Source organism: Sorangium sp. So ce693 (assembly GCF_051521375.1).
Classification (GTDB): Bacteria; Myxococcota_A; Polyangia; order Polyangiales; family Polyangiaceae; genus Sorangium; species Sorangium atrum.
Map to the genome: position 1 here is coordinate 9,006,044 of NZ_CP150347.1, position 25,109 is coordinate 9,031,152.

The window sequence follows — 25,109 nt, forward strand, 5'->3', positions numbered from 1 at the left end:
CAGCGCCGGCGAGGCGCGCGCAGAGCGCGCGCCTCCGGCGTCGACGAGCAAGAGGGAGAAGGGGTGCATCATGACGAAGCAGGACGCCCTGCTCGACGTGTTCCTGTCGACAGCGAAGAAAGACGTGTTCCACTCCGTGGAGCACCGCGGGCAGATCTGGCGCGAGGATCCGTTCGACGTCGATTCCGTGCATGAGGAGGCCCGCACGGCCTTCCAGCGGCTGCTCACCCAAGTGACGACCCCGCCGGGCCTCGACGCGGGCCGGATCCTGCTGCTCCTCGGCGAGTCCGGCAGCGGAAAGACGCACCTCGTGCGCGCTTTCCGAAACCACGTTCACCTCAACGGGCTCGGCTTCGTCGGGTATATGCAGATGACCACCTCAGTCACGAGCTACAGCCGTTACTTGGTGAGCAACCTCGTCGACTCGCTCGACCAGACCTACTATGAGGCGCTGGGGACCGGCTCGGGGCTGCTCCGGCTCTCCAACGCGGTCGCGGCAAGGTGTGGTGATCCGGAGTCCATCCGCTCCTTGAACGAACGCGAGGACCTGGACGAGGACGAGGTCGTTGACCTCGTCGAGCGCGCCGCCGACAGGCTCATCAGACACCCCCGCTACGCCGACCTCGACCTGGATCTCATCCGCGCCCTGCTCTATCTGCAGCGGCAAGATCCGGCGCTGAAGAAGCGGGTCGTGAAGTACCTGCGCTGTGACGTGCTCTCGGAGCGAGAGCAGAAGCTCCTCGGCGGTCTATCGCCGAAGCGCGAGGACGAAGACGCCCAGCGCGTCGTCGAGGAGCTCGGCCGATTGATGTGGGCGTGCGACTCCCGCGCTCTGGTCCTCTGCGTCGACCAGTTCGAGGACGCGTACCGCGTCAACGATGCCGAGTCCCTGTTCCGGCGGGTGATGTCCTCGCTCTGCGCGGTCGCCGATCGGGTGCCCTCGTCCATCATCGTGATCGCCTGCCTCAAGGACTACTACGAGACGATGCGCGCTCGGCTCACCCGGTCGACGCTCGATCGCGTCGAGCGCGACCCCGCGCCGGTCCACCTGGTCGCGGAGAGGCGCAAAGAGGAGATCACGCCAATCATCCAGAAGCGCCTCGCCTACCTCTACGAGACGGCGGGGCATGCGCCGGCGGACAGCGCGGCCGATCCCCTCTATCCCATCCCCCGGGGGTTCGTGGAGCAGCTCTCTGGGATGAGCGTCCGCGCAGCGCTCAACGAATGCCAGATCTTCCGGGATGCGTGCATCGACGCCGGCCGGATCGTGGCGCAGTGGGACACGAGCGCTCCTCCCAGCGTACGGCCCCGGGCCCCCGCCGATCAAGACGTCCGCGCGGCCAAGGAGAAGATCGAGCAGGAGTGGAACGACTTCCTGGCGCAGTTCGAAGACGATCCATCCGAGGACGAGACGGAGATCGCCGCGCTCTTCGCGTGGGCGGTGAACCATTGCGCCGAGGAGATAGAGAGTGGCATTCACTTCGATGCCCGGCCGCGCGACGAGGCGATCGAGGTCGACGTCCGGGTCCCGATCCCGGGAGGAGCGACTCGCGTCGTCGAGGAGATCCTCGTCGTGGTCTGCAACCGGGCCCCCCAGGGCGGCGGGCTCCGAGCGCAGTTCGAGGATGCGCGCAAGCGCGCCGGGCGCCGGATCCTCGCGCTGCTCCGCTGCGGCGAGTTCCCGCGCAATCCAAACACGCAGGTGCACTCGGCGCTCGCCGAGATCCTCAAGAACGGCGGCCGCAAGGCGGTCTTCGAGGAGAGCGATCAACGCACGCTGGCCGCTTTCCACAGGTTCCACGAGATCCACGCGCGACGCGAGCATTTCAGCGATTGGCTCAGGGAAGAGAACCACATCTCGCGTCTCTTGCCGCTCATCCACGCGCTGGATCTCGACCGCCTCGACCGCTTCGAGCAGGAACTCCCACCGTCCGCCCCGACACCTCGGTCGCGGGGAGCTGCACCGTCGCCCTTCGATACGTCACCTGTGAGCCCTGGCGCTTCGCGCCCGGTCGCCGGTCACGACGGTGCGACACCAGGCAGCGCCGACGGAGCGGCGCCGCGGGAGGCCCTCTCCCTCGCGCTCGGCACGACAGGGGAGCTCGTCTCCCACAAGCTCACGCTCGACGCAGGGCAGCTCACGGCGCACGCCGCGTTCCTCGGCAGCACCGGGAGCGGCAAGACCACGCTGGCGCTGAACCTGATCGAGCAGCTCTTGCTCCACGGCGTTCCCGTCATCCTCATCGATCGCAAGGGGGATCTCTGCGGCTATGCGCGCCAGACGCTCTTCACCCGCGCGCACCCGGAGGTGGCGCTCGACGCTCGGCGGCAGGCGCTCGCGGAGCGACTCGACGTCGCCCTCTTCACGCCGGGCCACCCCGGCGGCCGCCAGCTCGGGCTCTCGCTGATGCCGAGCGGCATCGAGGCGCTCCCGGACCTCGAGCGCGACCAGGCCGCCGGCTATGCGGCCCACGCCCTCGGCGACATGCTCGGCTACAAGCAGACGCGCAAGGACAAGGGTCTCCGTACCATCCTCGTTCAGGCATTCCAGCTCTTCGCGGCGCACGGCGCCTCGCGCAAGCTCGACGTCGCGTCGTTGATCGAGCTCATCGCGAACGAGGATCCGGCCCTCGTCGCTACCCTCGGGCGGCTCGATACACGGCTGTTCAAGGACCTCGTGCACGACCTCGAGGTGCTCAAGCTGAACACCTCGGACCTGCTCTCGATGGACGGCGAGGCGCTCGACGTCGAACTCCTCCTCGGCCTCGGGCGCCACTCGCAGCCTGGAAAGACACGGCTCAGCATCGTCAGCACGAAATTCCTGGGCGACAGCGCGCGTGTCCTCTTCTGGGTCGCGCAGCTCCTTCTCGCGCTGAGCCGCTGGGTGAGCCGAGCGCCGTCGCCTCACCTGCGCGCGGTGGTGTTGCTCGACGAGGCCGACATGTACCTGCCGGCGCAGTCGCAGCCAGCGACCAAGGCGCCCATGGAGAACCTCCTGCGCCGGGCGCGCTCCGGCGGCCTCGGCGTCCTGCTCGCGACCCAGAGCCCGGGAGACCTCGACTACAGGTGTCGTGACAACCTCCGGAGCTGGTTCGTTGGTCGGGTGACACAGCAGACGGCGCTCGACAAGATGAAGCCGCTGCTCAGCGACGCCCGGATGGACGTCAGCGCCCGCATCCCCGGCCAGGAAGCAGGCGAGTTTCATCTGCTCCAGGATGGACGGGTGACGGCCTTCAAGCGGGATGTCCCGCTGCTCCGCGCCGAGCAGGTGCCAGAGAGCGAGATCCTGAAGCTCGCCAGGCGCCGCCCGCGCGACGCTGTCCGCTGAGCCGGCGCGGACGACCGCGAGGCGCACATTTCTATCGTTGGATTCATCGGTGTACATCGGCGCGAGGAGTGACACAGTGAGCGGCGCGATCAACGATTTCGAAGAAGAACGATCCAGGCATGGCGAGCTGCTCGGGCGCAACAATGTGGTCGAGAGGCTCCTCTGGCTGATTGAGGACAGCGCGCCCCGTGGCGGGTGGGTGCTCTTCCTGGGGAGCGCCGGCGCCGGCAAGAGCGCCATCATCAATCGCCTGCTGGACGTATTTCCCCCCCACACACCGCACCATTTCATCCGGCGTGACCACGATGACTGGGATCGCCCCGACGCGGTGGTGCACAATCTCTGCGCGCAGATCGAGCGGATCCTCCCGGAGCTGGCGGATGCCGAGCAACCCGTGGAGACCCGGTTCGGGGAGCTCTTGCGGCGCGTCTCGAAGCGCCATCTCGTGCCTCGCGCAGGCAAGCTCGTCGTCGTCATCGACGGGCTCGACGAGGCGGCGAAGGACCGAAACGGCAAGAGCGTCTTGCCGCGCTTCTTGCCGCGCGTGCCGCCGAAGGGCGTCGTGCTCCTCGGCGCCTCGCGGCCGATGTACCGAAGGCACGACTGGCCCGGCGTCGTCGAGAACGCACGTACGCTCGACCTCGACGACGAGGAATGGGCGCCGTCCAATGAGGCGGCATGCCGAGCCATCTGCGAGCAGCGCTCGCGCTCGCTCCCCGCGCCGTTGGACGCCTCGCTCATCGACGTGATCGTGCGCAGCGCGCGAGGAAACATGCTGTATGCCAGCGGGATATGCGACTGGCTCGCCGGTCAGCCGCCTGCGCAACGCACGGCTGCGCGCATCTCACAGGGGCTCGTCCCCTTTCTCCGCCAGATCTTCGACGAGCTCCGCGATCTGGACGACGCGCGACGCAGGCTGATCCTCAAGGGCCTCGGCCTCGCCTGCGCCGCGCGCGAGGCGCTCCCACCGCACGTCTTCGGCGAGCTGCTCGGCAGCGATCCGACGACCGCTGCTGGTGACGAGTTCCTGCGTGCCACGTTCCACCTGCTGCGCAAGGAGCAGGCGCACTGGCACGATGACAGCCAGTTCGGCTATCGGCTGCGCCACGAGCACGTACGCGAGATCTTCGTCAACGAGCTCGGAGAGCGGGTGATCCGTAGTCATCACCTGCACCTGCTCAGAGGGCTCGCGGCGTGGCCGCCCGACGAGGGGGACCCGGCCGGACGGCGCTATGCCCTCCGGCATGCGGTGATGCACCGAATCGAGGCGGGCGACGTGGACGGCGCGCAGCGTTTGTGCGTCGACGTCGGCTATCTGGACGCGAAGTGCCGCGAGCTCGACGTCACCGCCATCGAGCGGGATCTGGAGGCGGTCATCGGCGCCTCGGAAGGCAGCGCGACCTTCGATCTCACCGCCGTGCTCGCGGCCGTGCGCGCGGAGGCGACCCGGCTGTCCGCCTACCGCGCTCAGGGGCTGCTCCCCTCGCTGCTCTACAACCGCCTGCGTTGCGCCGGATGGCCCTCCGAGGAGATCGCGCGCATGCTCCACTTCGAGAGGAACCTGCCCCCGCTGCGCCTTTTGCACGGCGTGCGCCTCGGACCGACGCCGCTGCGCACGTTCTGCGAGCCGACGAAGGCGATCGTCGCGTGCGTCGTGAGCCCCGACGGCCGCTGCGCCCTGTCGGCCTCGGCCGATCGCGTGCTGCGCTACTGGGCGCTCGTCTCCGGCGAGGTGCTCGCGACGATGCAAGGACATAGCGACGAGCTCACGGGCTGCGCGCTCACGCCGGACGGCAAGCTCGCGCTGTCGACGTCCGTCGACATGACGGCACGGCTCTGGGACCTCGCGACAGGCCACTGCATCGGCGTGCTCGACAACGGTGGTCGCTGGGCCACCGCCTGCGCGATCAATCACGACGGCCAGACGCTCGTGATTGGCTCGGACAACGGGACCCTCACGCTCTGGGATAGAAGCTCGCTCCAGATCGTCGGCACGCTGGAGGGTCACCGCGATTACGTGACGGTGTGTATCACGACCCCTGCGGGTCAGCTTATCTCCGGCTCGCGGGACGCCTCGGTGCGCGTCTGGGACCTCGCGTCCCGAGAGTGCCTGTACGAGCTCTCGCCGGCGGGTGAGGCGCGCTCGCCCTCGCCGGTAGCCTTGGAGGAGGGTTGGATCACGGCGCTCGCCCTGATGCCGGGCGGCGAGCAGGTGCTCGCCGCGAGCGGGGACGGCACGCTCTCACGCTGGGATCTCGCCCTCGGCCAATGCCTCCAGCGCGTCGGCGCGGGACAGGGCCGCGTGGACGCGCTCGCGATCCTCCCGTGGGGTGGCCACCTGCTCTGCGGGATGGCAGACGGAGCGATCGCCGTCTGGAATCTCGCCGCCGAGCGCCGTATCCTGCGCCTCGCGGCGCACGCGAACGCGGTGTCCGCGTGCGCCGCGACGTCGGACGGCCGCCGGATGCTCTCCGCGTCGCACGACCGCTCGGCCAGGCTGTGGGAGCTCGGAGGTCCGGAGAGCCTCATGGCCCAGGACGGGCACGCCGCGCCGGTCACCGCGGCCGCGGTGACCCTTGATGGCCGGTTCGCGGTCTCAGCATCGGAGGACCGGCAGCTCAAGTTCTGGGACACCGCGACCGGCGAGTGCCGCGCCACGCTGACGGGGCACGCCGACCTGGTGACTGCCTGCGCGATATCTCCCGATGCGCGCCGCGTGCTCGCCGGCGCGCGGGACGGCACCCTTCTGCTATTCCACCTGGATCTCGAGCGCGCCGAGGTCCGCGTGGAGACCGCCAAAGCGCACCAGAAGCTGGTGGTTGGCTGCGCGTTCCTGCCCGACGGACGGATGATCACCGCCTCACGAGACGGCACGCTCTGGATCCGCTCCGAGGCGGCGCTCGACGAGCCCTCGCAGCTCGGCGGGCACGACGGGCAGCTCAGCGGCATCGCGCTGACCCCAGACGGGAAGCGCCTGATGTCGTTCTCTCGAGACGGCGCGGTGAAGCTCTGGCACCTCACCGACGCCACACGTGCCCCCTCGTCGATCCGCCTCACGGGCGGGCTCCTCGCCGCAGCGATAACGCCGGACGGTGGGCGCGCGGTGCTCGCCCGCGCCGACGGCCAGATCGAGGTGCGCGAGATACCGAGCTTTCGCTGTGTCCGCCAGATCCCCGCTCACACCCGGCGCGTGTTCGGCTGCGCCGTCTCGCCCGACGGCGCGCGCGTGTTCACGGCATCAGAGGACGAGACGGTGCGGGCCTTCAGCCTGGAGACGGGGCGGCCTCTGGGAACCCTGGTCGGAACCTCGTGGTTCCGGTGCGTCGCAGCGTGCTCCGGGTTGCTCTGCGCCGGAGACGAGGAAGGCAACCTCTGGATGATCGTCGACGGCTTGGCCGCTGTCGACCCCCGCGCGAAGAGGAGCGCGAGGCGGCGACCCACGCTGTCCGATAGCGACACATTCCGCCTTCGAGACACGCTTGCTGTGCTCTACGACACCGATCTAGCCGCGCGGCGCGTCGCCAGGGAGGCGGGGATCAGCCTGCTGTTGGTCAGGATCTCCGGGAGCATCATCGACATCTGGGACGCCATCCTCGAGGAGGCCAGAAAACAGCATTGCCTCGCGGATATTGTGCATTGCGCGCTGGGAGAATACCGCGACAACGACAACCTCTTAGAGCTTGCACAGAAGCTCTGAGAGACGCACGTCGCGGCCTGCGCGCGGCGACGACGCCGGCGTGCTCAACCGGAGAACGAGGAGATGATGAACCAGGCTCTTTCCCGCGAAGGGATACGCACCTTACGAGAGGCTCTTTCGTGGAAGTACCCGTCCGACGCCGAGGTGCGCCGATTCCTCTTTGACATCAAGCTCGACGCAACCCGCATCGCGTTCCACAACCGAGCGGACCTCACCTGGCACAGCGTCCTCGACGAGGCGCAGAAGCGGGGCGCGCGGTGGGTCTACGCGGTGCTCGACCGCGCCATCGAAGAGTATCCCGAGGACGAGATCCTCAGGCGCTTGCGCGATGGCGCCGCGGTACGCTACGCCGAAGGGCCGAGCATTACCTCGCTCCCGTGGCGGGGCAGCGGCGGTCCGCCGCTCGAGAAGATCCTCGGCACGCAGAGCTCGCTCGTCCCCGTGAGCTACCTCGAAATCGGCATTCGCCGCGCTCAGGCGGTCGCGCGCATCCAGGTCTCCGACGGCTCGCTCGGAACGGGCTTTCTCATCCCCGGTGACCTGCTGGTCACCAATCACCACGTCCTCGGTGACCGAGATGCCGCGGCCGCCGCAACCGCCCAGTTCAACTACCAGAAGACGGTCGAGGGCCGCGACGCGGAACCGGAGGAGTTGCGCTTCGACCCCGACGCCTTCTTCGTTACCTCCAGCGACGACGACTGCACGATCGTCAAGGTCGCGGGCGGGCCCTCCGCGCGCTGGGGGACGATCGCGCTCCAGCCATCCCGGGTCGAACTCGGCGAACGGGTCAACATCATCCAGCACCCCGGCGGCGATCAGAAGCAGCTCTCGTTCTTCCATAACCTGGTTGTTTACGTGGGCGAGGGCCGCGTGCAGTACCTGACCGACACGCTGCCCGGTTCATCTGGTTCGCCGGTCTTCAACAAGCACTGGGAACTCGTCGCGCTGCATCACAGCGGCGGATGGCTCCTCGAGCCAGGAACCAAGGACCGCTTTTTCCGCAACGAAGGGATCCATGTCGATCGGGCGGTGGATGTGCTCCGCAAGTGCCGTTGAGATACGGAGCTCATCATCTATTGTTCGATGGCAGAGGGTGTCGCCCAAGAGGAAGACACTCAACGAAACCCGCAAACACCACACCTCTCGGAGGCACAAGACGGCGAATCAACCCGCCCTTCTCTCGGGGCCTAAAGGACCAGAATCGCACGCGAGTCACAGGCAATAAACCAACCACTCAAATCGGAACCAATAGAGCACAACGCCAATACAGAAACAGCCACCAACAGAGCCGATCCGCAGAACACAAACGTCGATCTTTACAATCTCAAAACTGATTAAAAGCAAGGAGAGATCTACATGGCAGAGCGACAGGTTACGAGGACGGGTAAGGACGCCAACGGCGACATCACCAGGCTGTGCAATCACGGGGAAACGTGGTCACCGCGCTCGAAGAGCGACGTCATCCGCGACATTGATTCGAGAACTCACACGTACGTCGTTTCCTGGCCGGACGGGCGCCGGACCGAGGTCCGGGTCGTCAACGGCCCCACCGGCAGGTACCTACGGACGGACCGAGACGCCACGACGCGAAACAACCTGGCCGACCTCCCGGACTGCTGAGCATCAGGACCAGAATAAGGTGATGAACACCTCTTCGAGAAGCTACTTCGGTTGATCCTATAGCGTCTCTCGGTAATTCAACCTGTTCGGTGCTTGAGGCAGTCGGTTCAGTGCATGGCGCTGTTCGTCAGCCATGCGGTTGACGAACAGCGCCCGCCTGAACATCCACAGCGCCGCGACGATTCACCTTGACTGTAGCCGCCATACCGCCCTCGCCCACTTCCTCGCGAACACGACGCACGACACGATGATCCCGCTGACCGTGCTGCGGCGACACCTCGCGACGCTCCGGCAGCGCGCGGCCGACGGCGGGCCCGTCGAGCGGTCCGGCCCGCGCGACGCTCGAACGCTGGAACGCCCGAGCCCAGGCGTGCAGGAATGCTGCTCCTCCTCGACCCGCCGACGCTGAGACGTGCCGCACGCCGGTGCTGCAGTCACACACAGATCGCGAAATTGCCGCGCGCTCTTCACACAAGAGAGCGTACTGAGAGCGTACTGAAATGTGAGGCGATTCATGGTGCCGAGGCGAGCCATGGCCGGGTGCGGTTGTCGGGGAGCTCCATCATGAGCGCGCTCCCGCGCGGCGCCGTGACGCCGCTGAAAGGCGCCGCGGCCGCCGCGATCGCCTGGCGCACGCAGGGCCGGCACTACATCACCGTCATCGCCAAGGCGAGCTTCGCCTTTGCGATCGATGCGGTGATGTGGCGGACCGATCCGCAGGAGATCCTCACCGCCGAGGTCCACCATGGCAAAAACCCGGCGCGGAGCGTCCGCTGGAGCGGGGATCTCGCGCCCTACCTCGGTCGCGCCGATGTGGTCTTCACCGGAGACGCGCACGCGCCGCGCGGCACCGAGGTCCAGTCCTTGCCGGTGCGGCTCGCTGTCTACAGCGCGGGCGGCTGGGTGCTCGACAAGCGCCTCCTCGTCCGCGACAGGGGCCCTTTCCGGCAGATACCCCTCGTGTACGAGAGGGCGGTTGGCGGCGCGAACGGATGGGAGAATCCGTTCGATGGCGAGCCGATGGACGGCCCGACCAGCATCCTCGACCTCCAGGATCCCGCACGCCCCGCTGGCTTCGCGCCGCTCGCGCGCACCTCGCCGGTGCGCCGTCGGCTGCTCGGCAGCACGCCTCGCAAGACGCTCGAGATGCCGAACGCCGACATCCCCGCGGGCTTCGACTGGTCGTACTTCCAGGCGGCGCCCGCGGACCAGCGGATCGCATTCCTGCAAGGCGATGAGTGGATCGTGCTCGAGCACGTGAATCCGGCGGCTCCACGGCTCCAGATGCGCTTGCCCGGGGCGCGCGGGGTGGCGCGGATCCGGGGGCTCGACGCCGCGGCCTCCGCCGCGGCAGACGGCGAGTTGCTCGAGCTCAACGCCGACACGCTTCGCATCGACGGCGTCGAGCAGCGCTGCACGGTCGTGTGGCGCCGGGTCTTCCCCGTCTCCGGCGAGGACGCCCTCGCGGCCGTGCGGATCGTGGCCGGCGTCGAGATCGAAGGCGAGGAGATCGCTTGGCCCGACATGCGCCTCGACGAGCAGGAGCGCGTGCAGCTGGCGCATCCGCCTTCCCTCCGCCTGGGCTCCCAGGAGACCGCACGGATCGAGGTCGCGCCCGACGGCGCGGACGAGGCGCGGCTCGCCCCGGAGCTCCCGATCAGCCTCTCCGCCGAGGACGTCGAGCTCGTCGATCCTCCACCTCCGTTGTCTGCCGCGTCCCTCTTTCAAACGCTCGCGCTCCCCCAGGAGCAGGACGAGCCGTCGATGCGCGCGCCGGCGCTCCCCTTCGGGCCCGCGGCCCCTGCGCCGGCGTCGCAGGGCGAGCCTGGGCCAGTCGCAGACCAAATCCCTGCCCTCTTCACCAGCACGACGCTCCTGTCGCGCGAGGACGAGGCGCGGGCCACCGATCAGCCCGCGACGCCGTTTCCTTCCGCGCCGCCGCTCCCGCCGCGCGTCGCGCCCGAGCCGCCGATCCCTGGCGCGCCCTGGTCCGGCGAGCGCGCCCCGCGGGCGTCTTCCGCGTCCGTGGAGCCCGCGACCTCCGCGACCTCCGCGCTGACGGCGGCGGCGCCCGCGTGCTTCGAGGCTCCCCTCGACACCACCACCACCACCACCGCGGTCCCGGGGCTCGTCTCGGACGCATCCGAGCAGCCGGCCGCATCTCGCTTTTTTCACGAGCTCCGACGCGACGGCGACGCGGTCCCGGAGCCGCTCCCGCCGCTCGGCGAGGGCGACGAGGTCAGCCTCGAGCGGTGCGCGATCGTCGCGGCGGAGCTCGCGGAGCGGCCGGTCCCCCGGGCCGACGTGCTCCGCGCGCACGGCCTCTCCGATGAGCGCTGGGAGCAGGCCGAGACGCGGTGGCAAGAGGCGATGGCAGAGGAAACCCGACGCCGCGAGCGACCGCTCCGCGATCGGTTCGATGCAACCTATCTCGCCGCCTGGGAGTCCATCCGCGGCGTCTTGCATCCGACCGATTACGCGCGACTCGTCGTCGCGACCGAGCGCGACGGTGCAGCCGCGGCGCTCGACTCGCTCGCCATTCGACGCACAGTATGGGCGCAAATGAAGCGGCTCTGGGCCAGGCGGCTCGCCGGCGATCCGCGCCTGAGAGCGCACGTTGAGGCCGAGATCGCTACGCTGCGCGGAGCGCCGCGGCAACCCGCTGACAGCAACGCCCCCGCGGCGCAGGCCGGCTGATGCGATGCGATACCAGATGTGCGGTTCGCACGACGACGACGCGCCGTCGTGACATGCAATCATCGCTTTGCTTTCCAGGAATCGCTTCTATAGTCGACGTTCTTCCGGCGCCAGGAGCCAACGCGCACCGATAACGGGGAGTTACAATCATGCAAGATGCGTTCACCGTCAGCGCCAGCGCGCTCCCCGCCGCCACGCGGGTCATTGGCTTTCGAGGGACAGAGGGGCTGTCGAAACCGTACGTCTTCGAGATCTATCTCGTGATGACGAACTACGTGGGCCAGGATCTCGACCTCGCCGACGTTGTGGGTACGAAGGCGACACTCCGCCTCTCCCCGTCGGACGGCGGGGCTCCCTTCCTCGTGAACGGCATCTTCGCGACGATGGAGCTCATCCACGCGTTCGGCGAACGCTCCGTCTTCCGCGCCGTGCTCGTGCCGCAGCTCTGGAAGCTCACCATCTCCCTGCATAGCCGGATCTTCACCGACCAGACGGTACCCGACATCATCAAGACGGTGCTCTCGGGCGCCGGGGTCTCTGAGTACGAGCTCAGGCTGATCGGCAGCTACAAGCCGCAGGAGCACGTGTGCCAGTACCGCGAGAGCGACTTCGACTTCATCTCGCGGTGGATGGAGCGCGAGGGGCTCTATTATTACTTCGAGCAAGGGGACGGCGGGGAGACGCTCATCATCACCGATGACAAGGGCGTCCACGGCCCGCTCGGCCAGAAGGCGGTCCGGTATGTCCCGCAGTTCAGCGAGCACAGGGCCAAGGGAGAGGTGCTCTGGACCTTCACGTGCCGGCACACGTCGATGCCGTCCAGGGTCCGCATGAGCGATTATGATTACAACAATCCCGCGATCGAGATCTCCGGCAGGGCGCCCGTCGCGGCGAACGGGCTCGGCGAGATCAGCGTCCACGGCGCGCGCTTCTTCACGCCGGCCGAGGGCAGCCGCCTCGCGGCCGTGAAGGCGCAGGAGCTGCTCGCGGGCCAGGTCGTCTACCACGGCACCGGGGCGGCCTTCACCATGCGCCCCGGGTACACGTTCGAGCTCGAAGAGCATCCGAGGCCGGCGCTCAATGCGGTTTACCTGGCCACCGAGGTCGAGCACTGGGGCAACCAGACGGGCTGGGCGCCCGAGCTGATGCAGATCATCGGGCTCACCTGGGACGATGTGTACCGGATGGAGGTCAAGGCCGTCTCCTCGACCGTCCAGTACCGGGCGCCGCAGCGGACGCCGTGGCCTCGTATCTACGGGACCGAGCACGCGCTCGTCGACGGCCCGGCGGACAGCGAGTACGCCCAGATCGACCAGCACGGTCGCTACGCGGTCAAGCTGAGCTTCGATGAGAGCGACCTCCGGGGCGGCAAGGCCTCGACCTGGGTGCGCATGCTCCAGCCGCACGGCGGCGGCACCGAGGGGTTCCATTTCCCCCTGCGCAAGGGCACCGAGGTGATGTGCACCTTCCTCGGCGGGGATCCGGACCGCCCCGTCATCGCCGGCGTCGCCCCCAACGCGCTCACGCCGAGCCCCGTCACCTCGGCCAACAGGACGAGGAACGTCATCCAGACCGGGGGCAGGAACCGCATCGAGCTCGAGGACCAGGCGGGCTCGCAGCGCATCACCGTCAGCACGCCGACCGAGAACACGATGCTGCGCATGGGCGCGCCCAACGATAACCACAATTTCATCTCCAGGACGGACGGCACCGCCCTGATCAAGACGGGCAAGTCGCTCGAGATCCAGACGGGCACCTGGAGGAAAGACAACGTCGACGATCAGATGGAGACCGAGGTCGGCGGTTACCTGAAAGAGACCGTCACCGGCGCCGTCACCCTCGAGTACAAGGACATAAAGACCGAGACCGTCACGAAGGCCGTCACGGAGATTTACAAGGACACGAAGAGCGAGACGGTCACCAAGCCCGTCACGGAAAAATATCTGGACACGCAGACCACCACGGTCACCAACCTGCGCAAGTCCGAGCACGGCACCGAGGAGACGACCGTCCACGGGAAGGTCACGGAGAGGTACGAGGGCCATCACGAGACGAAGGTGACGACGGGCGGCCGGTACGAGGAGATCACCGGCCCTCAGCACCAGAAGTTCAACGACGGCTGGAAGGTCGAGATCCCGGGCGGCAACGTCGAGCACATCGCGACGGGTGACTACGTCATCCAGGCAGAGCACTTCAGAGCGAAGGGCAAATCCGACTACCGCGAGATTCAGGGCGTCAGGATTCAAAACACCTTCGGCGGCCTGATCAACCTCACCTACGGCTTCGGCACCCTGAACGTCGTCGCCCCGCAAAGGACGGAGCTGGTCGTGGGGTTGAAGGTGGATGTCATCGCCGGGCTCAAGGCGGAGGTCATCCTGGGCTGGAACTACAAGAATTCAAAAGGCAAGACCGACGTTACCTTGCTCGACATGAAGAACTCGGCCGTCAAGATCGGCACCTCAGGGATAACGCTCAGCAGGACTGCCGCCGCCAAGGTGACCTCGACGGGGGCTCACGTCTGGCAATCCTTTATTCACATGTTCCACTAGCCTCGGCGCCCAGCAGAAGACCGCGGGAGCCTGCAGCGAACCTCATGAAGACCATCAAGCCGAACCGGCTGGGGCTGCTCACCAAGGTGTTCGAGAACGACGGCGAGCCGTACCTCGTCGTCACGCTCCTCGTCTTCTTCCCGTTCGAGACGCCGAGGCACCTGCTCTACGAGCAGAGCCTCTGGAGGTTCGCCGGCACGGAGCTCGGGAGCGACGCCATCCTCGACGAGTGCATGCCGAAGCTCCGGGGAGAGCTGCTCGTGAACGGCCGCTGCTTCACCGCGGGCGCCGTGCCACGCGCCGCGTGCTCGGTGCGGGTCCAGCTCGGGGCGATCGACAAGACGCTTTACATCGTCGGAGACCGCCGCTTCGGGCTCCTGGGGATGACCGATCCGGAGCCGTTCATCGAGATGCCGATCACATGGCAGAACGCCTTCGGCGGCGAGGGCTACGCGCCGAACCCGATCGGCAAAGGCTTCGCGCCGGTGCGCGGCGACAACGGCTCGGTCCATCCGTTGCCCAACATCGAGGATCCGCGCCGCCTCGTCCGGTCGCCCGGCGACCGGCCCCCGCCCGCCGGCTTCGGAGGTTACGATCCGACCTGGCCACAGCGCTTCTCCAAGGTCGGAACGTACGATGAAGCGTGGCTCAAGGAGCGCTTCCCCGAGCTCGCCAGGGACCTCGACTGGAGCTTCTTCAACACCACGCCGCCGGACCAACAGATCGAGGGGTATTTCCGGGGCGACGAGGCGTTCGTCATCGAGAACATGCACCCCGCGAAGCCCCGGATCGAAGGGGCGCTGCCGGGGGTGGCGACGCGGTGCTTCATCAACCAGAAGACCGGCGAGGGGGAGTCCTTCCGGGAGATCGCGACCCGCCTCGACACGGTCCGGCTCTTCCCCCACCACGAGCGCGGGATCCTCGTCTATCGCGGGGTGCTCAAGATCCGTGAAGACGACGCGGCCGACGTGCTCCACATCGTCGCGGGCTGCGAGGCGATGGGCGAGCCCAGGCCGGTCGAGCATTACCGGACCGTCATGGCCCAGCGGCTGGACAAGGAGAAAGGGCACCTCTTCCTCCTGCGTGACGCGGATCTGATGCCGCCTCCGCAGCCGGACGCGGGGCCGCTGCCGGACGACCCTCAGGCCGAGATGACGAGGCTGCTCCGATCGGAAGGGCTCTTGCAGAAGCGCGCCCGCGCGAAGGCGGAGCGGCAGATCGAGGAGATCAAGGCGAAGATCCGGGCGCAGGGCCTCGATCCGGAGCCGCTCGTCGCCCCGCTTCCGCCGGACGACGACGTGATCGAGCCCAGCCTGGACGAGCTGCCGGCGTACGTCGAGCGGGCGATGACCGAGGCCGAGAAGGTCAAGGCGGACGCGGAGGCGCGCCGCGCGGCCGAGGAGCAGAGGGCGCGCGCCGAGTGCGCGAAGCACGGATTTGATTATGACGCGATGATGGGCGAACGGCAGAAGGAAGCCGGCGGCCCGCCCCGGTTCTCGGCCAAGAAGGAGCTCGAGCGGCTCGAGGACGTCGCCCAGATGGCGCGGAACGGCGGAGTCGAATGGCCGGAGCTCGAGGCGCAGCTCGGTGACCCGGAGCTTGCGGCGCGCCTCTTCGAGGTCGAGGAGCAGATGCGCTCTGCCTACCGGAAGCTCGCTCACCACTACCCGGCGGCCTCCCGGCTGGGCGGCGAGGAGGCCGCTCGCGTGCGGGAAGAGGTGATTGCCGGGCACCGGACCGGGGAGAGCTTTGCGGGGCGCGATCTCACGGGCGCCGATCTCTCGCACCTCGACCTGTCGGGCATCGATCTCGAGGGCGCGCTGCTCGAGGCCGCGGTCCTCACGGGCACCCGGCTTTGCGGCGCGAACCTCGCCGGCGCGGTCCTGGCAAAGGCCAATCTCCTCGGCGCGGATCTCACCGGGGCGAACCTCGCCGGCACGAACTTCGGCGGAGCGAACCTTTGCGACGTGAAGATGCGCGGCGGGCTCGACCTCACCGGCTCCGTGCTGGCCAAGGCCAACCTGTCGGGCGCCGACCTGACCGGCGCGCGCCTGTCGGACGCCGACCTGTCCGAGGCGAGCTTCGACGGGGCCGATTTCAGCCGCGTGACCGCGCGCAACCTCGTCCTCATCAACGCCGACCTCTCCGGCGCCCAGCTCTCCGGCGCAGACCTCGAGAAGTGCACCTTCATCGCGGTCAACGTGGAGGGCGTCGACTTTCGCGGCGCGAACCTCCGCGCGTCGGTGTTCATCACCGGCAAGGGCGACGGCGCCGTCTTTCGCGGCGCCAGGCTCGACAACATCCGCCTCATCGCAGGCTCGTCGTTCACCGGCGCCGACTTCCGCGGCGCTTCGCTCGAGCAGGCCAATCTTCGGGGCACCTGCCTCCGAGGGAGCGACTTCACGGAGGCCAACCTGCGGAGCTCCGATCTCAGCGAGTGCGACCTCACGGGCGCTCGCCTGGATCGCGCCGTCGCGGTGGGCGCCATGCTCATGCGGGCAGACCTCTCGGGCGCCTCGCTGTCCGGCATCGATCTGATGGAGGCCGTGCTGCAGAAGGCGAAGGTCGACGACGCGAGCTTCGAGGGGGCCAACCTGTTCCGCGTCGACGCCGCGAAGATGCGCGGAAACGCCGCGACGAGCCTGAAGGGGGCCAATGTGAAGTACGTGCGCTTCGTCGCGCCGCCGGAGAACCATGGACAGAAATGATCTGGTCGAGCTGATCCAGGGCGGCGAGATCATCTCCGACGTCGACCTCTCGGGCGTCGACCTCTCGGGCGCCGACCTCTCAGGCGCGATATTCGACAAGGTGAGCTTTGCCGGCGCGGACCTCTCTGGCGTTCGGCTGAAGGAGTCGACCGCCACCGGCTGCTGCTTCAGCGGCGCGCGCCTGTCCGGCGCCAACCTGCACCTTGCGGCGATTGTGGACTGTGATCTCACGGGGGCGAAGCTGGACGGCGCCTCCCTTATCGCAGCGCAGCTCACCGGCGGCGATCTCTCCTGCATCGACCTGAGCGGAGCGGACCTGACCCTCGCGAGCGTGATCAACACGAGCCTTTCGGGCGCCCGGCTCGCGCGCGCCAACCTGGACCGCGCCGCCATCCTGGACGTGCGGACCGAGCGGATCGACCTCTCGGGCGCCGTGCTGAAGCAGACGGCGCTCGTGCGCGCCGATCTCTCGACCGCGACCCTCGGCGGCGCCGTCCTGGAGCTCGTCGTGCTCGTGGAGGGGAAGCTCGCGGGCCAGGACCTGCGCGGGATGACGTTCACGATGACGCAGTTCACGGGCGCCGATCTCAGCGGCTGCGACTTCTCCGGCGCGACGCTGACGCAGTGCGGTTTCAAGGACGCAAACCTCTCCGGCGCCAAGCTCGACGGCGCGCTCGCGGGCCGGGCGCTCTTCGTGAATGCCAACCTCACCCGCGCGAGCCTCGCCGACGCCGTGCTCAAGGAGTCTGTCTTCGTGGGCGCTCGCCTCATCGAGGCCAACCTCGCCGGCGCCAACCTGGAGATGTGCATCCTGACCCGGGCCGCTTGCGCGGGCGCGCGCTGGAGCGGCGCCAACCTGACGTACGCCGACCTCTCCCACGCCGACGTCTCGGCCGGCGACTTCTCGAGGGCGACCCTGTTTCGAGCGCGCCTCCATCGGATCAAGGACGAAGGGGCCCTGTGGTCCAACCGGGCGGCCGCCCTCGGCGACGACGCGGATCTCGCCGAGGCCGAGCAGTGGCAATCACGGGTGTTGAGCAGCAGCCGGGGGAGCTCGGAGACTCCGGCCATGGGTGTCGAGACGTCTACGCGTTGACGAGGGAATCATGCGCAATCTGGCGAGAAAGCAGGAGCCGAGGGCTCTGGTCACTCAGGAGTTCGGCACCGTGGTGCGCGCCGACGGCGCGGCGCTCGTCGTCGAGACCGACGCCGGCGAATTCAGGGCGAAGCGCGCCAAGGGGTGCCTCCTCGAGCCCGAGGCGGGCGACCTCGTGCTCCTTGCCGTGGCGACCGACGGGCGTTGCTACGTGCTCTCCGTGCTGGAGCGGGAGGACGGCGCGCCCGGGAGCATCGTCGCGGACGGCGACCTGAACATCAAGCTGCCTGCCGGTCGCCTCGGCGTCGCCGCGCAGGACGGCATCGGCCTGGTCTCGGCCAAGGAGGTGGCGGTGGTCTCGGCGGGCCTCTCGGTGAACGCCGTCGACGGGAACATCGCGCTGCAAAGCCTCTCGTTCGTTGGGACGCTCCTCCGCGCGGAGATCAGCAAGGCCAAGGTCCTTGCCGGGAGCCTCGACTCCGTGCTGGAGCGGCTCTCGCAGCGGGTGAAGCGCTCCTACCGCACCGTCGAGGAGAGCGAGCAGCTCCGGGCCGAGCGGGTCGATTACGTCGCGAAGAAGACGATGAGCCTGCGCGGCGAGAACACGCTGGTGACGGCGCAGGAGCTCGTCAAGATCGACGGCGAGCAGATCCACCTGGGTTGAGGAGGCATCATGTTCGCGAACACGCAGATGGGCGGGATGAACCTGGGGTTTCCGGACGTGTGCCTCACCCCGCCGGTGCCTGCCCCGATCCCATATCCGAACATGTCCTTTGGCCCGGTGAGCGCGCCAGCGGCGTACAACGTGCTGTTCATGTGCGCGCCCGCGCATAACCTGCTGACGACGCAGCTCATCTCGGTCGGCGATCAGCCCGGCGTGGCCCTGGGGGTCGCGTCCGGCTCGGTCATGGGGCCTTCCCGCCACATCACCGCCGCGTTCACCTGCCTCGTCGGCGGCATGCCGGCCACCCGGCTGACCAGCATGAGCCTGCAGAACTCCACGAACTGCCCGGGAATGCGGATCGTGCCGAGTCAGGTCAAGGTGCTCATCCTGTCCCCCTGAGGGCTCTCGGCCGCTGGAGCCGGTCGTGCGATCTACGGCTGCGACACCACGATGACGACGCGCCTCTTACCGCGAGCGGGCTCGGAGCGATCCATCTCAATCGGCGCAGCAGAGCACGCCACCGCCCGCCGCTCCAGGCTTGATGACGTGATTGGACTCGTTGTAGCCGTCGACCCCGCAGTCCCAGGGCCCTTTGAGGGCCTCGCAGAGATCGCCCGAGGTGCGGTCGAGCACGCCGCAGCTGGGTGGCCTTCTGCCAACGGAGCCGCACCCGAAGAGATCGTTCGCCGTGACGCTTGAGGTGGCACAATCGCGGGCGCAGCTCCCTCCGGTGCACACATCCGGATCCTTGTTGTCCCCCAGGGTGCAATACGCACAGCCGGTGCTCCCCTGGCGCGTCGCGAAGAACAGCCCGGGCTCGGCCGCCGCGCCGTCGCAGCCGGTAGGCGAATGGCGAGCGACGTCATCCGCGCCTTCGCAGACATGAAAACCCTTCGCGCACAGGTCGCTGGCGCTGCAGCCGAGGCCCTCGGGGTTTTGGCCGGTGTTTCCGCCGCCGAACCCACATTGGGGTAATGGATCGATCAAGATACCCGGTACGGTGAAGCCGCCTGCGCACCCGGCGATCAACGGATAAATGTCCTCCTCGATGAATGCCTCGCGCGTGCCGTCGCTGCAGCCGTTGTTCGCTGGCACGCAGCCCTCGTCGATCTTGCCGTCACAGTTGTTGTCGACTTCATCGCCGCACACCTCGGGCACCGGCCGTATATCGGGGATACAAGCGAGCGCGCCCTCCACACAAAAAACCCTGCCGTTCGCGCAAGGGCCCGTCTGCCCCGTGAGGCAAGTGTCGCCGGAGGTGGGGGCCTCTTCGTCGATCTGACCGTCGCAGTCGTCGTCGAGGCCGTTGCAGAGCTCCTCGGAGCAGGGCACGCCGGCTCCGGCGCCGCTGGATGAGGCAGAGGACGACGCTGACGCTGACGCTGACGCTGACGACGCGCCCCCCTCGCCCGGAGTATCGAGCTCCAGTAGGCTGGTGCGCGCGCCGCAGGCGACAAGCGCAAAGGTGGGGACGAGGGCGAGCGTCTGCAGGAAGGGCGCGCGCATGGTGGTGATGCTCCATTGCATGGTAGACACGACGCGCGCTGCGGCGCAAAGAAAAAGAGTATTGCGCTTTGCTTGATCATCTACGAGAGAGCGTCCGGATCGACACCCCCACTATGAGGAGATTGACTTTCGGATCGCGTTTGGATTTCCTCCCCCCAAGCTCCAGTGCCCTGATCAACGACGGCGGCTCCGCCCCGGCAAGCGGCGGGCCCCCCAGCTCTCCGAGGTCCCGATGAGGTTTGCGCATTTCGTTTCCATCCTTGCCACCACGGTCGCGCTCGGCCTCTCGCACGCCCCCGCGGCGCTGGCCGACGACGCCGCCGACAAGGCCCTGGCAGCGACCGAAGCGGCCATGAACAAGGCCAAGACGCTCTACTTCGAATACGAGGCCAAGACGACGGAGAGCGGCAGACCTGACAAGACCGTCGGCCTCAACGTGTGGATGAAGGCCGAGAAGCGCCTCGCCGAGTTCACCGCTCCCGCGGACCTCAAAGGCACCAAGGTCCTCATCCTCTCCCCTTCCGAGATGTACGTCTATCTGCCGTCGTTCGGCAAAGTCCGCCGCATCGCCAGCCACACCAGCGATCAGAGCGCCTTCGGCATGGCCTTCAGCCAGGAAGACCTGGCCACTCAGAAGTACGGCAGCTACACGCCGGCCGTCAGCTCCTCCAGCGGCAAGGAGGTCAAGCTCACGCTCACCCCCAAGAGCGGCCAGACGACCTCCTACGCCAAGATCGAGATGACGACCACGAAGGACAAGAACGTCCCCAGCGAGCTCAAGTATTACGACACCGCGGGCAAGCTGGTGAAGACCGAGACCCGCACCGGCTACTCCTGCGACAGCGACGTCTGCACCCCCGGGACCCTCAAGATGGTGGACCACACAAAGAACCTCACCACCACGCTCACGCGCAAGAAGGTGAAGGTGAACGAGTCCATCAACGACGACACCTTCTCCAAGCGCAACCTGGAGAAGTGAGCGACACGGCCGTCGAAAACCACCGTCTCCCCCGCCCGCCTCTCCGCTTCAAAAGACTCATTCCCGGGCTTTGAAGCCCCTGAAAGTCGGTGCGCAGGAGGACGCCGAGGCCGCACAGGAGGTCGGCCGGTTCCCCGACAGGGCAATGGAACGCCGATAGGAGCAATCGGCTCGGCTCATCGGCGCCCAGCCGGTCCGGCGCAGCGAGAGAGAGCTTCTGAGAACATTTGGTGCTACCTACGGTCCAACACACCAAGCGGCGTTCGATCGCCTCACTCCTCACCCGGCGCCCCGGCGCCACCGCTTCCGATCGATGGGTCTTTGTCTCGGACGAGGTCAGGATATGGCCGATTTGTTGCTCGTCGACGACAGCCACGACATCAACGAAGCCATGGAAATGCTGTTGACCGCCGAAGGGCATCGGGTGCGGATTGCCACGGACGGGAAGGCGGGGCTGCGCGCGCTGGAGGAGCGATTTCCGGATCTGATCGTCCTCGACGTGGAGATGCCGGAGCTCGACGGTCCGGGGATGGCGTGTCGGATGCTCATCGAGAACAGCGGGCGAGAGAAGATTCCGATTGTCTTCGTCTCCGGGGCCGAGGGTCTCCACAAGATCGCGAGGCGCATCGGCACTCCTTACATGCTCGGCAAGCCCTGCGATCCAGACAAGCTCCTCTCGGTGCTCGCTCGCGCCCTCGAGGAGCGGATCGCGCCGCGCCCACCGAAGTGACACCGCCGGGCGCGTATGGCTGCTTGCGACGCCTGACCGGCGTGGTCAAGTTCAGCGTCAATCATGAGCTCTTTGCCAAAGTGCACCTCGAGCTCGCTTGCCGTACGCTACGGCACGGCCCTGCTCTCCGGCGCGCTCGCGCTTCTCCTTGCCACCCAGGTGCCCCCGGTGTGGGCCTTGAAGCTCCCGCTCGTCTTGTTCTACGGGCTGCTGATCATCACCAGCGCCTGGATCGGCGGGCTCTGGCCGGGGCTCCTCTCCACGGTGCTCTGCATCGTGGGAGCCATCTACTGGATCGAGCCCTATGGAGCGTTGCGGGTCAGCCATCCCGCTGACGTCGTCGGCCTGGTCCTGTTCCTCTTGATCGGCGCGACGCTCAGCGCGTTCGGTGAGGGCGTGGCGCGGGCGGTACGGATCGAGCGCGCCTCGCGCGAGGTGGCCGAGAACGCCGCGGCAGCGGAGCGCTCCGCCGCGCAGGTCAGGGAGCACACGCTCGCGATGGTCGCCCACGATCTTCGGGATCCGCTCGCCACCATCGATCTGAACGCCGGGCTGATCGCGAGGGCCTCGACCGCGGGAACGGGCGTCGAGATCTCGCGGCGTGCGGCCGTCGTGCACCGGACCGTGCAGCGGATGAACCGCCTCCTCCGCAGCCTGCTCGACACGGCCGTGATCGACTCCGGAGGGCTCGCGCTCGATCTCGCGCCCGAGTCCCCGGCGGCATTGCTCGCCGAGGTGATCGAGACCCACGCCGATGAAGCAGAGGCGAAGCAGATCAAGATGCGCTCCGAGGCTCCGGCGGGGCTCCCTCCCGCGCTCTGTGACCGCGATCGGATCCTCCAGGTGCTCACCAACCTCACCATCAACGCGCTGAAGTTCACGCCGCCCGGCGGGACGATCACCCTGCGCGCCGGCGTGTCAGGCCGCTTCGTGCGGTTCAGCGTGAGCGACACGGGGCCCGGGATCGACGCCGACACGCTGCCCCGGATCTTCGAGCGCTACTTCGGCGAGCGACGCAAGCAAAACGGCGGGCTCGGCCTCGGCCTCTTCATCGCGAAGGCGATCGTGGAGGCGCACCACGGCATCATCGAGGTCGAGAGCAGCGTCGGAGAGGGATCCTCCTTCGCGTTCACGGTGCCCCTCCTCCACCAGGCCTGCGCCACAGACCAAGGCCTCGGCGCAGGCTCGATCACCACGAGCGCGAACCACTCTCCCGCGGCGTGACGGCGCGAGACACGCGCCCGCCCAGCGTCAGCCCCCGCCGCCGCCGACCTCGCGCCAGCGGATCTCCACCCGCTTCGCGCCGAGCTGCGTCGCGAGCGCCGTGATCTGCCGCTCGGCCTGCGCCTTCGCGCGCGCCATCACGTTCCCCTCGAGCGCGGCCTTCTCGATCGCCGCCGTCGCCTCCTTCCGGGCCCGCGCCTCGAGCTGCTCGTTGCGCCGCGCGAGCAGGCTGGTCGACCGCGTGTAGACGTACGTCTCGTCCTCGTCGAGCCGGGTCGAGAAGACCTCGGGCGCCGGCAGCGTGAGCCGCGCGACCCCGGTCTCCGGATCCATCGCGACGTCCCCCTCGCCGATCCGCGCGAGATCGACGCCGATCGTGACGTGGCCGACCGCGACGAGCAGGAGAGCGTCGGTGGCCTGCACCAGACCGAACAGGCGGCTCTGCCGGTCGGCCAGATCCACGACCTTCTCGACGTGCACCTCCGTGGTCTCGAGCCGCGACAGGTCGCGGATCGCGATGACGAGCGCAGGGGACGGCCGCGCGACCACGCCGCTCGACGGCGCGGGAGCGCCGAGGCGCGGCGCCACCACGAGCGCGCCGAACCCGACCGACGCGAAGAGCGCCACGACGAGCAGCGCGATCCGCGCGGCGCGGCCCGCCTGCGCGCGGGGGCGCGGGGGGTGAACTGCGACCGGAGCGTAGGGGTCCTGGAGCGGGCCTTCCATCGGGGTCTACCTTGGAGGACCACGGGCGCGCAGCAGGCGCCCGCGGCAGCTCGGCTGGACACACCGACCCGAGGAGCCGCGCGTCCTCTGGAGAGAGTACCGAGAACTCGACGGCCGGAGGGCGAGAAGAATCGTTCAGCCCGCCCGCGCGGCGACCGCTAGGACGCCGCGGGCAGCCTCACGCCGCCCGCGCCGTGGACCGCGGCGGCGCCGCCGCCTGCTCCGACCCCGAGGACGAGAGCGCCTGCTCGAGCATCCAGTCGTCGATGTCGCCCTCGGCCGCATGCTCCAGGGCGAGCCTCACGTCTCGGTTGGCGCAGCCCTCGGCCGCGATCCGGAGCCGCTCCTCGGTCTGGCCGTCGCGCGAGCCCGCGAGCGCGAGCGCGGCCCCGATGCGGAGCTCGGCCGGCGCGCCGCCGTCCTCTAGCACCGTGAACGCCTGCTCCCGCGTGAGCTTCGCCGTCCGGTAGTCGGCGCCGGCCTCGCCCACGAGGCGGCGCAGCGCTGCCCTCCAGGCGGGCGCAGGCAGGCCGCGGCGCCCGAGGAGCGCCACCGCCCGCCCCGCCTCGTCGGCGCCGCGCCCGCTCCGCTCCCGCAGCAGCGCGAGCAGGTGCTCGCGGCGCCGCTCCGCGAGCACCATGCTGAGCCCGGTCTCGCTGGGATCGCGCAGCAGCTGCGGCGGCACGAGGGTGAGCGAGAGCTCCTCGCCCCCCGCGAGCGCGAGCTGCACGCCGAGCGCCGTCTCCTCGACCCGCTCGATGCTGCCGAAGGAGATGAAGCGCTCGCCGGCGTCGTCCCGCAGCGAGAGCCCGTCGCTGCCCGCCACCAGCACGCGGCGCGCGGAGCCCTCCCTGAGCAGCGCCGCGAGCACCCACGCCGAGGCGCCCGTGACGACGCCGAGCGAGAGCGCCACGTCGAAGTCGAGCACCGACCAGCAGATCAGCGACATGAGCGCCGCGACCCCGACGAACAGGCCGCGCCGCGGCAGCGACGGCGCGTCTTCATAGAGCCGCGCGCTCCACGTGCCCCGCGCCCGCCCGGCGGCGATCACGCCGAGCAGCCGCTCCGCGTCGACCGGATCGTCGACGCGCACCCGGATGACATCGCCGTCGTCGGTCTTCAAGGCGACCTCGCCGCCGGAGCTCGAGAGCCGCGCGCGCGTGAGCGAGAGGAGCGGGAACGAGCGCCGATCGCCGGGGCGCTCGATCCACAGCGCGTTGCTCACCCGGACGACCGCCGCGCCGGACGAGCCCACCGCCGCCCAGAGCCAGGCGATCGGCGTGTAGAGCAGGCACGCGAGGCAAAGCAGCGCGAGCAACGACCCGAGCAGCGCGAAGGGCACCATGACGGCCGCCACGAGCGGGCCCGCGAGCGGCTCCACGAGCGACGCGACGGAGAAGACGACGAGGAGCCACGCCAGCGCCGACGAGAGCAGCCGGCCGATGGATCGAGCATCGGCGTAGGGCTGGATGAGGACCCCACACCGCTTGAACACGCCGTCGCTGCCAGCGGTCCCAGCCACCCCACCACGGTGAAGGCACGCGCCTGCGAGTTCAAGCGCACAGCGCAATTTCAACGCAGGAGG

16 protein-coding genes are annotated in these 25,109 nt (G+C 68.5%); 13 read left to right on the plus strand and 3 right to left on the minus strand.

Translation table 11 applies throughout. From position 1 onward, the window contains the following. Nucleotides 1-70: 70 nt before the first annotated feature. From WMF14_RS33585 to WMF14_RS33630, 10 genes are all read left to right on the plus strand, one after another. Complete coding sequence (locus WMF14_RS33585) at nucleotides 71-3,328, plus strand: helicase HerA-like domain-containing protein (protein ID WP_437792890.1); 3,258 nt, start codon at nucleotides 71-73, stop codon at nucleotides 3,326-3,328. 76 nt (nucleotides 3,329-3,404) lie between these two features. Next, nucleotides 3,405-7,025 (plus strand): AAA family ATPase, encoded by a 3,621-nt coding sequence (locus WMF14_RS33590; protein ID WP_437792892.1) that lies wholly within the window; start codon nucleotides 3,405-3,407, stop codon nucleotides 7,023-7,025. A gap of 63 nt (nucleotides 7,026-7,088) precedes the next feature. Next, entirely contained in the window at nucleotides 7,089-8,081 is a 993-nt protein-coding gene (locus tag WMF14_RS33595; RefSeq protein ID WP_437792894.1) for a trypsin-like peptidase domain-containing protein, read from the plus strand. A gap of 300 nt (nucleotides 8,082-8,381) precedes the next feature. Next, entirely contained in the window at nucleotides 8,382-8,645 is a 264-nt protein-coding gene (locus WMF14_RS33600; protein ID WP_437792895.1) for a DUF3892 domain-containing protein, read from the plus strand. A gap of 564 nt (nucleotides 8,646-9,209) precedes the next feature. Next, nucleotides 9,210-11,342, plus strand: coding sequence for a DUF2169 domain-containing protein (locus WMF14_RS33605; RefSeq protein WP_437792896.1), 2,133 nt, complete (start codon nucleotides 9,210-9,212; stop codon nucleotides 11,340-11,342). A 149-nt stretch (nucleotides 11,343-11,491) separates the two neighbouring features. After that, nucleotides 11,492-13,891 (plus strand): type VI secretion system Vgr family protein, encoded by a 2,400-nt coding sequence (locus WMF14_RS33610; RefSeq protein ID WP_437792898.1) that lies wholly within the window; start codon nucleotides 11,492-11,494, stop codon nucleotides 13,889-13,891. A gap of 44 nt (nucleotides 13,892-13,935) precedes the next feature. After that, complete coding sequence (locus tag WMF14_RS33615; RefSeq protein WP_437792900.1) at nucleotides 13,936-16,599, plus strand: DUF2169 family type VI secretion system accessory protein; 2,664 nt, start codon at nucleotides 13,936-13,938, stop codon at nucleotides 16,597-16,599. Then, nucleotides 16,586-17,695, plus strand: coding sequence for a pentapeptide repeat-containing protein (locus tag WMF14_RS33620; RefSeq protein WP_437792901.1), 1,110 nt, complete (start codon nucleotides 16,586-16,588; stop codon nucleotides 17,693-17,695). The genes WMF14_RS33615 and WMF14_RS33620 overlap by 14 nt, the downstream gene beginning before the upstream one ends. A 10-nt stretch (nucleotides 17,696-17,705) precedes the next feature. Next, nucleotides 17,706-18,359, plus strand: coding sequence for a DUF3540 domain-containing protein (locus tag WMF14_RS33625; protein WP_437792903.1), 654 nt, complete (start codon nucleotides 17,706-17,708; stop codon nucleotides 18,357-18,359). 9 nt (nucleotides 18,360-18,368) lie between these two features. Then, entirely contained in the window at nucleotides 18,369-18,758 is a 390-nt protein-coding gene (locus WMF14_RS33630; RefSeq protein ID WP_272095087.1) for a DUF4150 domain-containing protein, read from the plus strand. 96 nt (nucleotides 18,759-18,854) lie between these two features. Here the strand turns inward: WMF14_RS33630 and WMF14_RS33635 are convergent, their stop codons facing one another. Beyond that, nucleotides 18,855-19,691 (minus strand): MopE-related protein, encoded by an 837-nt coding sequence (locus WMF14_RS33635; RefSeq protein ID WP_437792905.1) that lies wholly within the window; start codon nucleotides 19,689-19,691, stop codon nucleotides 18,855-18,857. A gap of 406 nt (nucleotides 19,692-20,097) precedes the next feature. Between WMF14_RS33635 and WMF14_RS33640 the strand changes: the two genes are divergently transcribed. From WMF14_RS33640 to WMF14_RS33650, 3 genes are all read left to right on the plus strand, one after another. Next, nucleotides 20,098-20,844: an outer membrane lipoprotein-sorting protein gene (locus WMF14_RS33640; RefSeq protein WP_437792907.1), complete on the plus strand. Its 747-nt coding sequence runs from the start codon at nucleotides 20,098-20,100 to the stop codon at nucleotides 20,842-20,844. A gap of 343 nt (nucleotides 20,845-21,187) precedes the next feature. Beyond that, nucleotides 21,188-21,574: a response regulator gene (locus WMF14_RS33645; RefSeq protein WP_437792909.1), complete on the plus strand. Its 387-nt coding sequence runs from the start codon at nucleotides 21,188-21,190 to the stop codon at nucleotides 21,572-21,574. Nucleotides 21,575-21,637: 63 nt separating this feature from the next. Continuing rightward, nucleotides 21,638-22,798 (plus strand): sensor histidine kinase, encoded by a 1,161-nt coding sequence (locus WMF14_RS33650; RefSeq protein ID WP_437792910.1) that lies wholly within the window; start codon nucleotides 21,638-21,640, stop codon nucleotides 22,796-22,798. 27 nt (nucleotides 22,799-22,825) lie between these two features. Here the strand turns inward: WMF14_RS33650 and WMF14_RS33655 are convergent, their stop codons facing one another. Both WMF14_RS33655 and WMF14_RS33660 read right to left on the minus strand, forming a co-directional pair. After that, nucleotides 22,826-23,524, minus strand: a complete 699-nt coding sequence (locus WMF14_RS33655) for a DUF4230 domain-containing protein (RefSeq protein WP_437792912.1) — start codon at nucleotides 23,522-23,524, stop codon at nucleotides 22,826-22,828. Between the two features lie 178 nt (nucleotides 23,525-23,702). Next, nucleotides 23,703-25,046: a hypothetical protein gene (locus tag WMF14_RS33660; RefSeq protein WP_437792914.1), complete on the minus strand. Its 1,344-nt coding sequence runs from the start codon at nucleotides 25,044-25,046 to the stop codon at nucleotides 23,703-23,705. Nucleotides 25,047-25,109 lie beyond the last annotated feature (63 nt).

Excerpts from the sequence above, each read along its gene's own strand:
- WMF14_RS33585 (WP_437792890.1), top strand. The coding sequence starts at position 71 with ATGACGAAGCAGGACGCCCTGCTCGACGTGTTCCTGTCGACAGCGAAG.
- WMF14_RS33595 (WP_437792894.1), top strand. The coding sequence starts at position 7,089 with ATGATGAACCAGGCTCTTTCCCGCGAAGGGATACGCACCTTACGAGAG.
- WMF14_RS33600 (WP_437792895.1), top strand. The coding sequence starts at position 8,382 with ATGGCAGAGCGACAGGTTACGAGGACGGGTAAGGACGCCAACGGCGAC.
- WMF14_RS33605 (WP_437792896.1), top strand. The coding sequence starts at position 9,210 with ATGAGCGCGCTCCCGCGCGGCGCCGTGACGCCGCTGAAAGGCGCCGCG.
- WMF14_RS33610 (WP_437792898.1), top strand. The coding sequence starts at position 11,492 with ATGCAAGATGCGTTCACCGTCAGCGCCAGCGCGCTCCCCGCCGCCACG.
- WMF14_RS33615 (WP_437792900.1), top strand. The coding sequence starts at position 13,936 with ATGAAGACCATCAAGCCGAACCGGCTGGGGCTGCTCACCAAGGTGTTC.
- WMF14_RS33620 (WP_437792901.1), top strand. The coding sequence starts at position 16,586 with ATGGACAGAAATGATCTGGTCGAGCTGATCCAGGGCGGCGAGATCATC.
- WMF14_RS33625 (WP_437792903.1), top strand. The coding sequence starts at position 17,706 with ATGCGCAATCTGGCGAGAAAGCAGGAGCCGAGGGCTCTGGTCACTCAG.
- WMF14_RS33630 (WP_272095087.1), top strand. The coding sequence starts at position 18,369 with ATGTTCGCGAACACGCAGATGGGCGGGATGAACCTGGGGTTTCCGGAC.
- WMF14_RS33640 (WP_437792907.1), top strand. The coding sequence starts at position 20,098 with ATGAGGTTTGCGCATTTCGTTTCCATCCTTGCCACCACGGTCGCGCTC.
- WMF14_RS33645 (WP_437792909.1), top strand. The coding sequence starts at position 21,188 with ATGGCCGATTTGTTGCTCGTCGACGACAGCCACGACATCAACGAAGCC.
- WMF14_RS33650 (WP_437792910.1), top strand. The coding sequence starts at position 21,638 with ATGAGCTCTTTGCCAAAGTGCACCTCGAGCTCGCTTGCCGTACGCTAC.
- WMF14_RS33655 (WP_437792912.1), bottom strand. The coding sequence starts at position 23,524 with ATGGAAGGCCCGCTCCAGGACCCCTACGCTCCGGTCGCAGTTCACCCC.